Raw genomic sequence first — 15,818 nt, 5'->3', positions numbered from 1 at the left:
CCATTGTGGCTTATGTAATTAAAACTTAATTGGAGGGGTATTTTCTTTTGCAGGGCAAATATAATCAAGCTGTATCTAGTCACAAGAAAGGGAAAGGTTTATCTACAAAATTTTTAATTAGAAATAAATATTCGACAACATGTGCGGACGATACACCCTGACAGCAGAAGAACAGCAAGAGTTGGAAGACTTTCTAAATTCCATTGATCAAGGAATTGCTCCTCCTCTAAACCGGCGCCCTGGTAAGCAAACCGAAATCTTCTTTGCTAATTATAATGTTGCTCCAACTCATGAAATGCCTGTCGCGTTTGTGAATGAAGAAGGCCAAAGAGTTATCGTATCTATGCACTGGGGATTTATGGGATGGAAGCCTAAAAAGGGAGATAAGCCATTCACTCCAATTAATACCAGAGATGATAAGATTATGAGCAGCCGAATGTGGAAGTCTCCGTTTCTAAATCGAAGGTGTATAGTTCCGGCTAATGGCTTTTATGAATGGACAGGATCAAAAGGAAATAAGACTCCGCACTACATCTATCCGAAAGAAGGCAAGTTTATGGGTTTTGCTGGCATTTATTCTGATATAGCGCCGGAATCGTCAAGTGTTGGTCAATCCTATTCCATCATTACTACTTCTCCGAATAAGCTTATGGAGAGCATACATGATCGAATGCCTGTTATTTTACACCCGGAAGAATTTGATGATTGGTTGAATCCTGAAAACACTGATCCAGACTTTCTTCTTGATTTCTTAGAGCCCTATCCTGATGATGCGCTAAAAGAACATATTGTGCCGAAAGCCGTTGGAAATGTGAAAAACAATGAACCTGGACTAATCGAAAAGGCTGACCTTTTTGGTTAAATGGAGGGCGTACTATGGAAAAACCAAAATTCGAATTTACACTTGAAGCTGACAGAGGTTTTATTATCCACAATGATTTTCCAAGATGTCAGGCATTGCTTGGAGATGACGATGATCTCATTGATAAAGTAGTATGGGGAGATTTAGCGCCGGATGAAGTAAAAGAGCAGTTGGTCAAAGACATGAGAGAGTGGTACTGGGAGGACTTTCAGGGTATTGAGCCGTAACTTGTGTTAGGGTAGTTCCAGTTCTAAAATTTTCTCATTAAACCCCCAAATCTTCTCAATGCTTTTTTGGGCACATACCCTCTCCTGGCTAGCAGAACCATTGAAAAAGCTTTTAATTAGATGAAGAGATTGCTTTGAATACCTGGCAAGCTTTAGTGTCAATTCAATACTTTCAGCTAACACCTCAGAGTCTTCTTTTCCAATATCACTTACGATTAATGCATCAATTAGCTGGTAAGCAGTTTCTTCATAGTTGTGGATGTTCTTCTCAAAGTCTTTTAATGGTACTGAGAAATTGAACTTCTCAGAATTAAGCCGGGCAAAACTTCGGAAGAACTTAAAGTTTGCCATCGCATATTCCGATAACGCTTTGTCTAATGGGCTATCCATAATTAGTATGAACTTATATTGAACTGCATCTGCATTACAATAACTGAAATTCAGTGAAAAGGGAAGGCTTAGTCCTCAAACAGTAAGCGATCCATCTCTTTGATGAATCTCCAGTCCAAGTCTTTTGTGATAAAGATTAAGTGGTAGAATCGCTTGTCAGTATCCTCGACGACGTAGTTGAGATTCACCTCATGTATCCTGTTTTCATTATTACGCGCTACGACGCGTTGAACCTGGATGGAGCCGTTGCTATTCTTCTGAAACCGATACGGCTGCATTCGCTCGATAAGTGAGAACTCAATAGGAGATTTACGCTCGACCTCTGATCTTGGCAATACTTCGAAACGTAGTGGAACCACTCGGTGGGAGGCAGAGGTAGGATTCTTGTGGCGTTTCATATGGACAAGAACCTTGTCTACGGTATAACCTTTTAGCTTCCCGGAGGCTTCCAGATCCCAGATCAGTTCTTCATGATTGAATATTAAGTCAATGATCTCACCTTCTTTTGTTTCGATGCTGTAATAGGACTTCTTAATACCACCTTCTTCTTTGGTACATGATGTTAGGATTCTCTTTTGGTTCTGTACAAAGGTATCTCTCCATTGAGGCACAGATGGGCGGCTGTGTCTCGAGAAATAAGCCAACATTTCGATTAAGGGGAATTTATTCATGACCAACTCTTTTTGGTCATTTTAAATTACACACATATATTACACATATCAATAAAAGATCAAGAAACTATGCCAAAAAAAAGAGGGAATCCGTTTCAGCCAGAACATGATGTACACCGCATTACTTTATACAATACAGTTTATCCTGAGCATCAACACATATCTCGACGAGAGCGACTATATCTTCATTTTGATTTTGCTTGCTTTTACGCTCAGGTAGAACAGCGTAGAAAAAAGCTCTATGGTTTACCCTTAATAATTGGTGGGTGGCGCAGGGATGATGGTAGGGTTAAAGGGATAGTAGCCACTGCATCCTACGAAGCCAGGGAGTACGGTGTTAAGACCGGGATGAGCGCCTACGAGGCCGTGCAGCTCTTTCCTTATGTCTGTATGCTTCAGGTGGATTACACGACTTACACGGCTATTTCCAAGCAAGTCCACCACATCATGAGAAACTACTCCCACAAGATAGAGCGGTATTCAATGGACGAATACTTTATGGATCTAACCTTCATGAAAGACAAGTGTGAAAAAGAGATCAAAGAGTTTGGTCAACGCTTACAGAATGAGATATTTCAGGAGACTGGACTCTATGGATCTATTGGTATAGCGCGATCTAAGACTTACTCCAAACTGGCCAGCAGCTTAGATAAACCCAAGGGTGTAAGTCTGGTTCTAAATGATGAAGACGAGAGAGCTTACATATATCCCTTAGATGTAGACGAGGTTTGGGGGGTAGGGCGCCGGCGCTATGAACATATCTTAGGTGAAGGATTTCAAACCATAGGAGATGTAGTAGATCGGGGAAGCGTTAATACATTCATTCGATTATTCGGGGCCAACTTCGGACGAATGATTTTTGAGACTATAACCGGGCAGGACCAGGCCAGGATATTAGAAGAACACGATGAATACTCACCAAAGTGGGGCGTAAGTTATGGTCATACGTTTTCTGAGGGCAGCTTAGATCTTGAACGTATTAAGGGAGAGTTTGCCATTGGTATCTACCAAATTTGCTACCGAATGCGAGCCTATGGAATCCGAGCCAACAGCTTCAGCGGAATGTTCGGATTCAACAACACGGACCGGCCAGCCGTAGGCTTTCGCTTTGTGACTCCAGGCTTCACTAATGTTGACGAATATGTATACGAGGCCTGTATGGATAAAGTCGAATACGCTTTGTCAGTGGCATGCCAGAAGGGATTGGAGATTAGGAACCTGGGTATTGGCACACATAAAATCGATAAGACCAAGCAGATGAATATGTTTTTCCAGGATGAAGCCGAATCTGTAGCCCGAAATGAAGCTTTAGATGAGATAAATAATCGATATGGTAAAGGGACGTTGGTTAAAGCTCATACGATGCACCGTGTGGAGGGCCAGACGCATTTTTTGGAGAGGAATTAAAGTATTGCCCAATAAGCAGGTGCTCTGATTATTACATTTAGTATTTGAAATCATTACATTTATGGGATTTCTAAATACAAAATTTATAATATGTCGGGTAATAAAATTTTATTGGGGCTTCTTTTTGTTTTTCTAGGAACAGTGCAAGTGCAAGCACAATTTGCTGGTGGATCTGGGACTGAAGAGGACCCTTATCAAATATCTACGTTAGAACAGCTACAGGAGATAAGTAGTCAGCCAGATAAACACTACATCCAGGTTAGCGACATTGATGCTGGGGAGACTATTGCTTGGAATGATAGTTTAGGGTTTGAACCAATAGGCGATAATATTATAAGTTTTACTGGGTCTTTTGATGGGCAAGGCTATAAAATTAGTGACTTAAACATAAATAGAAATGAAAATTATGTTGGACTTTTTGGATATGTTGACCGTGCTCCAATTAGTAATGTAGTAATTATCAACTGTAGGATTAGTGGAAAAAGCATTGTTGGGGCATTAGCAGGTTATAATGCCTGGGGTGATATAAAAAACTCTTCTTCAACAGGTACTGTCAGTGGGTCTGGTGTTGTAGGTGGTTTAGTTGGTAATAATACTGGTGGAGCTAAAATTATTGATTCATTTTCCAGAGCTATTGTAACTGGATCTGATGTTGTTGGAGGATTATTGGGTAACAATAGAAACGGAGCCATAATTACTTCATTTGCAACTGGAAATATTTCAGGTAATAACCAAGTAGGTGGATTGATGGGAAGTGGAGGAGGTGGCGGGGATGGAATCGTTGAAAACTCGTATGCATTGGGTGACGTTGAAGGTGAGGAAAGTATAGGTGGTTTAGTAGGATTGAAAACAGGGACTGGCAACATAGTGAATTCATATTCAAGTGGTAATGTAATAGGCAATGTTGATGTTGGAGGCATTGTAGGTGTTAATGGGACGCAGTTAGTTTCATCATATTGGGATGTAAAAAGTTCAAACCAATCAAATGCAGTTGGAAGAGGCTTTGACGATGGAGGAGTTGGTCTTGATACTAATCAGATGCTCGAAGACTCTGCATTTTATTATATGAATACTTTAGACTTTGAGAAAATTTGGGTTCTAACCAATAATTACCCAGCATTATCCTGGCAAGATGTTCAAGCTATTCCTTCACCAAACCTAGAACCGCCAATTGCTACTAGCAAAATTTACCCTTTAGATGGTGTTGAAAATGTTCCTATCGATACTGCACTTAATTGGTATGCTAATAATTCAGAATCGTATGAAATTGAAATTTCTGCACTGAAAAGCTTTGATAGTAAAATTATTTCTGAATTCGGTATTGAGGACACGACATTTTCTTTAAACGGAGAATTAAGCTATGGAACAAATTATTACTGGAGATTGAGAGGAGTCAACTTAGCTGGTACTGGAGAGTGGAGTGATACCACATCATTTAGAACAGCCTATGCATTAGATCAACCTAAACTTGATGCTCCTACAGATAGCTCTTTGGCATCAATCCCAGTACAGTTTATTTGGTTGCCCATTGGTGAAGCAGATGACTATGAGCTACAAGTTTCAACAGGTATCGAATTTAATGAACTTGTTTCAGTTAATGATGAAGAAGCTTCTAAGATAAGAACTAAGGATTGGAAGATTACCCAAGTTGTAAATAGTCTCGAGTATGACTCAACCTACTATTGGCGAGTTAGAGGAAACAATGAATTTGGTAATAGTCAATGGAGTAAAATCGGTGTTTTTACTACCGAATCAGGTGTTCCAGGAATTCCTTCGTGGGAACCCAATAATGGTGAAGATAGTGTTTCAACATCGCCCCTTATGAAATGGAATGAGTCAAAGGGAGCAGATACATATCAGCTGCAATTATCAACCAGTGAATCTTTTACAGATACTACACTAGAGGTCACTGAATTGCTCGAAACAGAGTACCAGGTAAATACCCTAGACCAAGGTGCAAAATACTTCTGGAGAGTTCAGGCCGTAAACAGTTATGGATTTAGTGGCTGGTCTGAAGTACTTAGCTTTACTACCCAAATGACAACTTCAAATGAGCTGTTATCATCGAAGCCGGATAAGTTCTCTCTACAGCAGAATTACCCAAACCCCTTTAATCCTACTACACAAATTCGCTATGGTATCCCAGATGCAGCTGAAGTTGAACTGGCCGTTTTTAACATGCTGGGTCAAAGAGTAGCTACTTTAGTGAATGATAAACAAAGCGCCGGGTGGCACACAGCTACTTTTGATGCAACAGGGCTTACCAGTGGAGCTTATATTTATCGTATTCAAGCTGGAGCGTTTGTGGACACTAGAAAGTTGATGTTAATAAAATAGTATTTACGTTTTTGTTCTAAAAATGGACTTGCTTAATAGCACCATAACTGCTATTTCTCGAAATAATTGAGAAGAAATATTAATTAAAAAGGTCTGTCGAAGTGTCAAATCCTAATTTATTTATATCATATAGTTGGAGCAATCCAGATCATGAAGAATGGGTACTAGATCTTGCGACTGAGCTCCGGGATTCAGGAATAAATGTAATTTTGGATAAATGGGATCTTAAGGAAGGAAATGACGCTAATGCTTTTATGGAGCAGATGGTTAGTAAACCTGAAATAGAGAAAGTTTTATTGATCTGTGATGAAAAGTATGTCCAAAAAACTAATGATAGAAGTGGAGGTGTAGGAACAGAAGCTCAAATTATATCTTCTGAAATATATTCAAAACAAGACCAGGATAAGTTTGTTGCTGTGGTCAAAGAGCGGGATGATAATGGGGACGCATACCTACCTACATATTACAAATCTCGAATATATATTGACATGAGCGACCAAAGCACTAATGTCAAAAATTTTGAGAAACTATTGCGATGGATTTATGACAAGCCATTACATCAAAAGCCTGAGTTAGGTGATAAACCAAAATTTCTAGATGAAAATAATAACTCAGTATCGTTAGGGACTTCAGTAGTTTTTAAAAGAGCAAGTAATGCACTGAAAAATGATAAGGATTATGCAAGTGCAGCTCTGGAAGAGTATTTCTCAAAATTATCATCAGAAATTGAAAAGCTAAGATTAAGTGGAGATGAAAAACCATTCGATGAGGCTGTAATAGAGAGTATTGAGTCATTTATTCCCTACAGAAATCAAGCTATTGAAATTTTTTTGACAATTGCCCTATATAATGATTGCGATGAAAATAGAGTTCGAATACACAGATTTTTTGAAAAATTGCTTCCATATCTTTCAAAGACTAATAATACAAACCGTTACAAAGAAGGGGATTTTGATAACTTTAGATTTATAATACATGAGCTATTTCTATATGCAGTTGCTGCACTTGTAAAATATGAGAGGTTCGATTCTGCTAATTATTTAATGCAAAATGAATATTATATATCTGGACATCCTGAATTTGGCGGCAATAATCTGGCTAGTTATTCAGAATTTCGTCGTTATATGAGGTCTTTAGAAGATCGAAATAATAGGCTTAAAAAAAATAGGCTTTCAATTAGAGCGGATTTACTTAAAAATAGGTGTAAAGAAACAGGGATTGAATTTAGATATTTGATGCAGGCAGATTTAATATTGTATTTACGTCATCAAATCGATTATCAGGAAGTTTATCATGATTGGTGGCCGGAAACACTTTTGTATGCAAGTCATTTTTCAGGGCCCTTTGAAATTTTTGCACGTTCAAGATCTTCAAAATACTTTGATAATGTAAAGGTTCTGTTGGGTGTTGAATCTAAGAATGAATTAGAAAAACTATGGAAAGAATTTGAAACAGGTAAGCGTAAAATTCCACGGTGGCAATTCGACTCATTTAGTCCGAAAAACTTAATTGGTTATGACGAACTTTGCAGAAAAACTTAGTTCAATAAATATTTTAAAAAAAAGCCAACTACTTTAGTACTCTGCCAACCTGCTCGCTAATATCCATATTCAGCAAATCAGCATACCGCTGAGTTGTTTTAACATCTGCATGCCTGAGCCAGCGTTGTACGGTATAAATGGGAACCCCGGCGCGAAGTAGTTCAATGCAGCAGGTATGCCGGAGGCTGTGAATATTTAGATAGGTCTTCTTTGGTATAGCCTGTTTTAGATATTTATTAAATAACCGATTAGTATGTCTTCTGCAGGAGTGACCAAATAGGCGGTCATCGTCTGAGCCACATTCAGCCAGTTTGCTTCGTGCTATTTCCTTTAACGGTTCCACGCTTTCAATGGGTAGCACCTGTTTCTTCTTACTCTTAGTTACGAAGTGGGCATTTCCTATAGTTATTTCCCAGGTCTCAGTGTTAATATCTCCGGCGCGCAGGTTTAGCGTTTCAGAAAGCCGCATTCCTGACAGCCGCTGCCAGTGAATGAAATCAACTAGCCATAAGGCATTCAATTTTTCTGACTGAAAACCTTTTTTCAGATCTTTGGCCACTTTGCCACTGATATAGCATGTCAGCTTTTCTATGTCTTCTTTAGTAAAGTAATTGATGTTTTCTTCCTGCTCTACACCATCATTATCTATATGGAGCTTTTTAGAGGTAAGCTTGGCCAGATTGTTTTCATCTAACCAGATCAGGAATGTCTTTAGCTTCTTTTTGTGAGATCGTTTGGTTTCATACTTGATGTCACTCCTATTCAGAAAAGCATTGAAGTGTTTTTCGGTGATAGAACCTATTGGACGGCTTTCTCCTGTTCTTTTGATAAAGTCTTGTAACACATATGTTGCATTACGAGTTGTGGTAGGCCGCCAATCTTTTCTAGCTTTAATTTTGATATAGCGATTAAGCGCATCTTTAAGCGTAGAATCTTTTGAGAACTTTTCTCCTTCAATGGAAACTGTATCATCAAGCCAAGGATCGAAATCTCCGGTAGCATATTCATCTTCTAACCTACGTTGTTGCTTTATGGCAACACTCTTTGTTCTGGTTTTAAGCGCTACTCTTTTTCTTTGGGGTCGTCTTTTTCCATTATAGAATTGCAGGTAGTACCAGTTTTTCTGCTTCAGAAGGGTCGCCATAGCAATATTCTCCGTTATTTTGGAGAACAATCTGTATAACAATAGAGTAACAAAAGAGTAGATTTACCCGACTTTGAGAGTAAAAGAGCAAAAGGGCTAAAAATGAAAAAGCCCCCTCATGACCTGTATAAGCCACTTGGGAGCTTCTAATAGTCGGGGCGACAAGATTTGAACTTGCGACCTCTCGACCCCCAGCCGAGCGCTCTACCTAGCTGAGCCACGCCCCGATTTAATAGAATAATAAGATAAGCCGATTTGTGGCAGGCATCAATCTTATTTTTTCGGTTTTTATAAGCAAAATGATAGTGACTGCTATAAAATTGCTATCGAGATGTCATCACTAATTAAGCAACATGGACTCTACTACGTACAATTCTACAACAGCAAAAGACGTCCCAAAAGAAAACGAGTAGCGCTAAAAACAAGAACTAAACAAACTGCATTAAAACTCCAGCGTAAGCTGGAAGATGAATTTGCTACCGGCGCTTTTGATCCCTGGCTGGATGAAACCGTTACTATTGAGGGAGAAGAGCTAAGCAAGGATTCTGCTATTAAAGAAGCGCTTGATCAGTACATCAAACTGAAGTCAAAGAAAGATTGGCGACCTAATACGGCTAGGAATGCAAAGTATGTGCTGGAAGATTTTGTGAGGAGGATTGGAAATGATCACCCGGTCGGTGGAATCACAGAGAAGCACTTTAATACCTTTTTGAACCGTAATGATATCAAATACGAAACCAAGCGATCTCATAAGAAGAAGCTGAAGACCTTCCTGATCTGGCTGGATGAAAACAATCTAGCTAAGCTAAGCTCTAAGAAGCTGCATGTAAATAATGATGGGAGTGAGCAGGAAGAATCCATCAACTACTTCACTAAAGAAGACATTGAAAAGCTAACCAGCTATATCAGTGGCAAAGTGGCCAAAGATGTCAAAAAAGGTTTACAGTCAGAAAAATTGAATGCCATGTGGCTGGTGGATTTCATTCACTGGCAGCGTTTGTCTGGAATGCGGCTTTCTGAAACTTTAAACTTGCGCGCCGGAGACATTAATACCGATACCTGGGAAATAACTATCGGAAATGCCCACTTCGTCACTAAGAGTAAGAAGAAGCAGGTGCTACCCATTGAAAGCGTGGAGCCGTTGAAGGAGATAGCTCGAAGCAAACTGGCTGAATGTAGCTCAGAGGATGGTCGTCTGTTTGGTCATTCCTGTAGAAGACATACAAACCGGCTATTCAATAAATATTTGAAAAAGGCTCTTCCCAAGAAGACCTACCTGAACATTCACAGCTTACGGCATACCTGCTGTATAGAACTCCTACGCGCCGGAGTTCCCATTTATACCGTACAGCGCTGGCTCAGACATGCAGATGTTAAGACTACTCAGCGATATGCGGATTTGTTGAATATGGATATTTCGAAGCAGGTTGGGCGGGTATTGAAGTAATACAAATTATCAATCAAAACAGATTGCAGAGATCAACCGCTTGTGAGTTTCACTGCTTTTTTAGTTAGTTTTTAGAGCGTTCCCAAACTAGTTCCTTACAAAAAAACTTGAGAAAATTTAAAATCAGCCCTTTGGTGGATAAGGATCGCTTCCTTTTGGGTACGTTCTTTCTTCCTGAATCCGTCCATTTCTGCCATGAATTACTACTGATGAGTTGCCTTTATTCTTAGCAATGTTAATGGTCTTTTCTTGGACTTCTCTTTTAGTATCTCCAGTTACAGATGCTCTCTTAGCGTTCTCTGTGGATCCTTTCCAACCATCTTTCGTTTTTGTTATGTGGTATGTGTTTCGTTTTGCCATAATAACCTCTCGTTTATTTAATCATTTGTTCACTGTAAGACCTTAAATCAGTTCATGAAATTTCAGTATGTCATTATTGATATTGACGTATGCAACCATCTTGCCTTCGTGTAATACCTCAGCAAACCTATTCTTGTTATTCTGACTTACTTCAAGCTTTCCCGAATCAATCTCGTGTTTATCAGCAAACTGATTAATCCATTTATTAAACTCTTTCGTGAATGATTTCTCAATTTTCTTTACTTCCTTCATAGCTTCTTTTTCCAGTTGTTTTGCTAGATCTTTCATAATGTTTCTCTTAAACTAATTAATTGTTGAACATAGGGGTGCAAATACCATGCCGGACTATATATGTGTAACATATATTCAGAAATATGCTGCGCTCCTATAGCAACATGACAGATTAATATCATTCAATTCTTTCTAATGAATCACTCATTCCCTATAATCCACTGATATTGCAACAGATAAAAAAGGGAATTTTGTAGATGCCTACACTACACTGGATTGGCAAAGAAAAAGTCGTAAATCATCATCAGGATGTACCGTACCGCGTGTTGGAACACCAATATGGCTTTGATGCGGAACAAGGGGAAAGAACAGAGCCCACAGAAAGCGGAAATAAGATTATTCACGGGGATAACCTGGAGGCCCTAAAAAGCCTGCTGCCAGGATACGAAGGTAAAATTAAGTGCATTTATATTGATCCTCCTTACAATACTGGAGAGGAAGGGTGGGCATATAACGATAATGTCAATCATCCTAAAATAAAAAAATGGTTAGGTGAGGTTGTCGGAAAAGAAGGTGACGACTTAAGCCGTCATGACAAATGGCTTTGTATGATGTATCCACGACTTCAACTTTTATTTAAACTACTTTCCGATGATGGTGTAATTTTTATTTCAATAGATGATTATGAAAGCCACCACTTAATAAGTATCGCAAATGAAATATTTGGAATTAAAAATAAAATAGCGACAGTTGTTTGGGATTTAGGTACAGGTACTCAAGCAGGTCATTTTGTTAGATCACATGAATATGTTTTAGTTTATTGTAAGAATAAAAACCTAGTCCCAAACTTTAAAGGAGGTGCTGGGGAGATAAAACATTCGGCTTTAAAGAAAATTAGTAAGAAGAATCCAAAAAGTGATTTTACTTTTCCTAAAGGAACAAGGTTTGATGCTGATTCGGGGACAAAACTTGATGGAAGTTGGGGTGGATCTGAAAAAACTTTTCTAAAGCACGGTGAAATGATAAGTGAGGATGGTGAGTTACCAGATAAAGTTACTTTAGAAGCAGGTTGGGCAATGAAGTCTCAAATGAAAGAGTGGTTTTATGGAAATAAAAATGAAACGTATGATACTAAAGGGCAAAAATTACTTGAATTTTATTTTAATTCGAGTGGTGTTCTAACTTATAGAAAAGAAAAAAGTGTAATAAATCCACCTACTGTAATAAGAAAACTAGCTAATACAAAATCTGGCTCAAAAGAACTGGAAGGTATTATAGGAGAAAATAATTTTGACTTTCCAAAACCACATGAACTAATAAAATACCTTATTAAACTAGTCACTAGTAAGAATGACATAGTATTAGATTCTTTTGCAGGTACGGGAACTACTGGCCAAGCTGTTCAGCAATTAAACAAAGAAGATGGAGGAAATCGAAATTTTATTTTAGTAGAAATGGAAGATTATGCAGATTCTGTTACCTCTGAAAGAGTAAAAAGGGTAATAAAAGGTTATCATTTTAATGGGAAAGTCAAAAAGGCCTTAAAAAGTTATAAGATTAATATTACTAACTTAAAGAATGCAAATGATCTGGTAGACTTTTATGAAGAAAAGAGAACGAATGGAGAGTACAATGAGGTAAATATTGAAAGTGATGGCGAAAAAATTAATATAGTTGGAGTAAAGAAAGTATCTGGGAAGGTTAACGGCATTGGCGGCAGTTTCGATTTTTACCAATTAGGCCAACCCCTCTTTGACGAAAATAAACTACTTAACGAAGATGTAGAAGAATCACGTATTCGAGAATACGTGTGGTACAGCGAAACTAAAACGGCTTTCCCCAAAGAACGTGCTGAAGATGCCCATAAACATTTACTCGGCACCAAAGATGAAACCGATTACTACTTCTTTTACGAGAAGGAAATTATTACCACGCTCAATCATGAGTTTTTAGCAACCATTAAACAAAAGTCAGATCAGTATGTGATCTATGCCGATAACTGTCTGCTTTCCAAAGAATTTTTGCAGAGCCGGAATATCATCTTCAAGAAGATCCCTCGAGATATTTCGAGGTTTTAGAAATGAAGTATTGTACAAGAACTTGTTCAACTTGTAAGCATTACTTACAAGTTTAATTTCACTAAAATCGAATGTTCGGAAAATCCGTGCAGTTCAGAGAAAATGCTAATTGTTGGAGATCAAATGTTACAGAGCTCTTTACAGTTCAGCTATAATAAATTTGTCATAATGATCCTTTCAGGATGTAAGATTTTATAAAATGGAGCTTAAACCCTACCAACAAGATGTACTGGATGATCTGGAATTGTACTTGGAATACATTCAGGAAGATCATGACTATGGTAAAGCGTTCAATCGGTTTTGGGAAGATAAGATTGGAGCTTACAATCCTGTTACCAGAGATGGGATGCGTCCGTATAAAAATAATGTGCCCGGCGCGGTTCATGCTTGTATTAAAGTTCCGACTGCCGGTGGTAAAACATTCATTGCTGTAAACGGCCTCCGTACTATCTTCAATGCCTTTGATACCAGTAAGCCTAAAGCAGTAGTGTGGTTGGTGCCCTGGAGGAATTTATTAGATCAGGCATATGAAGCACTTTCGGACCCGGATCATCCGTATCGGCAGAAATTAAATACACTATTCAATCATCGAGTTGGCATTTATAAAAAAGAGGATCTTCTACAGGGAGCCAATTTCAACCCAACGGTAGTTGAAGAGCAGCTCAGTATTTTTGTGATGAGTTTTGCAAGTTTACGAGCTAGAAGAAGAGAAGACCGAAAAGTATTTGAGGAAAATGGGCAGCTTGCGAGCTTTGCAGATGCTTTTGAAACAAGCGATCATGTGTTGGAAGATACCGATGAGACCGCTCTTATTAATGTGATAAGAAAACTGAATCCAGTAGTTGTTTTAGATGAAAGCCATAATGCGGAAACCGAATTAAGTGTTGAAATGCTTAAAGATCTACGGCCAAGTTTTATTCTTGACCTGACGGCTACACCAAAAAGTAATAGCAATATCATCTCTTCGGCTTCGGCTATGGCGCTCAAAAGAGAGCACATGGTTAAATTGCCGGTAATTGTATATAACCATCATGATAAAACAGAGGTCGTAAATAGTGCCCTTCACTTGCAGAGCAAATTAGAAAGGCTGGCTAAAGAGGAACATGAAAAGGGCGGAAAATACATTCGCCCTATTGTGCTCTTTCAGGCCCAGGCAGATAGAGACGATGATTCAACAACCTTCACAAAAATCAAAGAACAGCTTTTAGAGCTTCAGATCCCGGAAGAACAGATTGCAATCAAAACAGCAAACATCAATGATCTTGATGGTAAAGATTTGATGTCTAAGGATTGTCCTATTCGCTATATCATTACCATTAACGCACTGAAAGAAGGATGGGACTGTCCGTTTGCCTATATCTTAGCTTCCTTGGCTAACCGTTCATCGGCTGTAGATGTAGAGCAGATTTTAGGGAGAGTTCTACGTCAACCTTATGTGGCAAAACATGATTCTCCGCTACTGAACCTTTCTTATGTACTTACAGCTTCCAATCAATTTGCTGAAACCCTTGATAACATCGTTGAGGCATTGCAGGAATCCGGGTTTAGTAAACGTGATTATCGAAAAAAAGATCGAAAGGCTGAATCAAAAGAAGAATCAACTGATCCCTTAGAACAATTGGTTTTAGGTGAGTCCGAACAAAAGCCCATAGTAGAAGAAGATGAACCTATTGAAACAAGCCGTATCCGATTTAGATCGGAGGACACTGAAGACGCAGAAGTTGAAGATGAGATTGTCTCTGACATTCAGGAAACAGCGAAAAAAGAGAGTGAAGAATTTGAGCGTAAAATTCAGGGTACAGGAGATTCTGAAGCCGAAAAATACAATGACCTCAAACATGCCAAGGTGAACATGTATAGAATGAAAGACCATTTTAAGGAAGATGCTTTAAAACTGGAGCTTCCCCAATTTTTTATTGAAATCAAAGGAGCTGGCAATGAATTGTTTGGAACCGAATCTGAATTGGTACCATTAGATCAGAATTATTTGTTAGAAGATTTTCGGCTTAGTAACCAAAACGCAGAAATCAATTTTTCTGAGTTAGAATCGGAGCTCTATAAAGTGGATCTAGAAGAAACGGGTAACAATCAATCTACTCCGTCTTTTGCCAGAATAGAAGATGACAGAGTTCGGGAACCATTGGTGGAATACATCCGATCACAGCCGAAGGAAACACAGGTTAAGAATGTCGCTCACACGTTAATTGAGCTTATTGGCAGTATTTATCCAATACCCGAAGAGGATATTAAATTGTATGTCAGTAGAATTTTGAGTGATATGAATAGTGAGCAGCTCATCGACTGTGTGCAAAATAAATATACCTACAAAGATATTATAAAACGAAAGATCAGAACCTTAGCTGACGAACATGCTGAAAAGGAATTCCAAAAGAAAGTAGATACAAATAAGATAAAAGCTCACCCAAACTTTAAGCTAAAAGAACAGCTAGCGCCGGGAAATTTAGCCCCCAATATTAGCAGATCACTTTATGAAAGAGAGGCTTCAATTAACAAGTTTGAGGAAGAAATCCTGCTAAAAATCCACAACCTTGATAACGTTAAATTCTGGCATAGAAATCTTGAGAGGGGTAAAGGCTTTGCCATCAATGGTTTTAAAGGTAATCACTATCCTGATTTTTTGATTTATACAGAAAAAGGAAATGTGGTAATTATAGAGACTAAAGGTGATGACCGTGATAATTCGGATAGTATTGCAAAACTTAAATTGGGTAAGCAATGGGCCGACTTAGCAGGGAAAAGCTATCGTTATCTCATGGTATTTAATCATAATGCAATAGAGGGAGCATACAACGCAAATCAAATTCGGGACATAGTTTCAGAGTTATAGTGACTTAGTGGCCAAATTCTGAAGAAAGTTCAACTAAATGAAAGAGCAGGCGCCCTTCCTTCCGCTGACTCAGCTAGTAACAGCATCAGTATAATCAGTTCGTTTATTAAACCTCATTATTTCTCTAGAAGAGTTTTTAGCATTTTTCGTCACTTTACCACTTTGACAACTATTTAGACTGCTCTTGAACTCTCTTTAACTGACTTTTCCAGTTATCCATCAGCATAAGTTGCAATGTATCTAACGCAGATGTTTGTACTTCTACTTCCAAATTA

Annotated in this window: 13 protein-coding genes and 1 tRNA gene; 8 read left to right on the top strand and 6 right to left on the bottom strand. The window is 38.5% G+C overall.

Going from position 1 to position 15,818, the window contains the following annotated elements:
* Positions 1-139: 139 nt before the first annotated feature.
* Together CL667_12460 and CL667_12455 are read left to right on the top strand one after the other, a co-directional pair.
* Positions 140-862, top strand: coding sequence for a hypothetical protein (locus tag CL667_12460; protein MAL18509.1), 723 nt, complete (start codon positions 140-142; stop codon positions 860-862).
* A gap of 14 nt (positions 863-876) precedes the next feature.
* A complete protein-coding gene (locus CL667_12455; protein ID MAL18508.1) occupies positions 877-1,089 on the top strand; it encodes a hypothetical protein in 213 nt (70 codons plus the stop codon).
* 6 nt (positions 1,090-1,095) lie between these two features.
* Here the strand turns inward: CL667_12455 and CL667_12450 are convergent, their stop codons facing one another.
* Complete coding sequence (locus CL667_12450; protein ID MAL18507.1) at positions 1,096-1,479, bottom strand: hypothetical protein; 384 nt, start codon at positions 1,477-1,479, stop codon at positions 1,096-1,098.
* Between the two features lie 68 nt (positions 1,480-1,547).
* The gene (locus tag CL667_12445) at positions 1,548-2,150 is read right to left on the bottom strand and encodes a hypothetical protein (protein ID MAL18506.1); all 603 of its coding nucleotides are present in this window, start codon (positions 2,148-2,150) and stop codon (positions 1,548-1,550) included.
* Between the two features lie 69 nt (positions 2,151-2,219).
* Here CL667_12445 and CL667_12440 point away from each other — a divergent pair, with 69 nt between their 5' ends.
* From CL667_12440 to CL667_12430, 3 genes are all read left to right on the top strand, one after another.
* Positions 2,220-3,557, top strand: coding sequence for a hypothetical protein (locus tag CL667_12440; GenBank protein MAL18505.1), 1,338 nt, complete (start codon positions 2,220-2,222; stop codon positions 3,555-3,557).
* 90 nt (positions 3,558-3,647) lie between these two features.
* Complete coding sequence (locus CL667_12435) at positions 3,648-5,894, top strand: hypothetical protein (protein ID MAL18504.1); 2,247 nt, start codon at positions 3,648-3,650, stop codon at positions 5,892-5,894.
* Positions 5,895-5,995: 101 nt separating this feature from the next.
* Positions 5,996-7,435 (top strand): hypothetical protein, encoded by a 1,440-nt coding sequence (locus CL667_12430; protein MAL18503.1) that lies wholly within the window; start codon positions 5,996-5,998, stop codon positions 7,433-7,435.
* Between the two features lie 28 nt (positions 7,436-7,463).
* On the opposite strand, the gene CL667_12425 is transcribed toward CL667_12430, so the two are convergent.
* Positions 7,464-8,579: a hypothetical protein gene (locus CL667_12425; GenBank protein ID MAL18502.1), complete on the bottom strand. Its 1,116-nt coding sequence runs from the start codon at positions 8,577-8,579 to the stop codon at positions 7,464-7,466.
* A gap of 150 nt (positions 8,580-8,729) precedes the next feature.
* Positions 8,730-8,806: transfer RNA gene (locus CL667_12420), tRNA-Pro, on the bottom strand.
* 104 nt (positions 8,807-8,910) lie between these two features.
* Between CL667_12420 and CL667_12415 the strand changes: the two genes are divergently transcribed.
* On the top strand, positions 8,911-10,026 hold the full coding sequence (locus tag CL667_12415; protein MAL18501.1) for a hypothetical protein: 1,116 nt from the start codon (positions 8,911-8,913) through the stop codon (positions 10,024-10,026).
* A gap of 123 nt (positions 10,027-10,149) precedes the next feature.
* Here the strand turns inward: CL667_12415 and CL667_12410 are convergent, their stop codons facing one another.
* Together CL667_12410 and CL667_12405 are read right to left on the bottom strand one after the other, a co-directional pair.
* On the bottom strand, positions 10,150-10,386 hold the full coding sequence (locus CL667_12410; protein ID MAL18500.1) for a hypothetical protein: 237 nt from the start codon (positions 10,384-10,386) through the stop codon (positions 10,150-10,152).
* A 42-nt stretch (positions 10,387-10,428) separates the two neighbouring features.
* A complete protein-coding gene (locus CL667_12405; protein MAL18499.1) occupies positions 10,429-10,674 on the bottom strand; it encodes a hypothetical protein in 246 nt (81 codons plus the stop codon).
* A gap of 200 nt (positions 10,675-10,874) precedes the next feature.
* On the opposite strand from CL667_12405, the gene CL667_12400 reads away from it, so the two are divergent.
* Positions 10,875-12,695, top strand: a complete 1,821-nt coding sequence (locus tag CL667_12400) for a site-specific DNA-methyltransferase (protein ID MAL18498.1) — start codon at positions 10,875-10,877, stop codon at positions 12,693-12,695.
* A gap of 199 nt (positions 12,696-12,894) precedes the next feature.
* Entirely contained in the window at positions 12,895-15,543 is a 2,649-nt protein-coding gene (locus CL667_12395) for a restriction endonuclease (GenBank protein ID MAL18497.1), read from the top strand.
* Positions 15,544-15,818 lie beyond the last annotated feature (275 nt).

Source organism: Balneola sp. (assembly GCA_002694685.1).
GTDB lineage: Bacteria > Bacteroidota > Rhodothermia > Balneolales > Balneolaceae > Gracilimonas.
The sequence above is the reverse complement of the archived record's forward strand: the minus strand, read 5'-3'. Positions and strand labels throughout refer to the sequence as shown.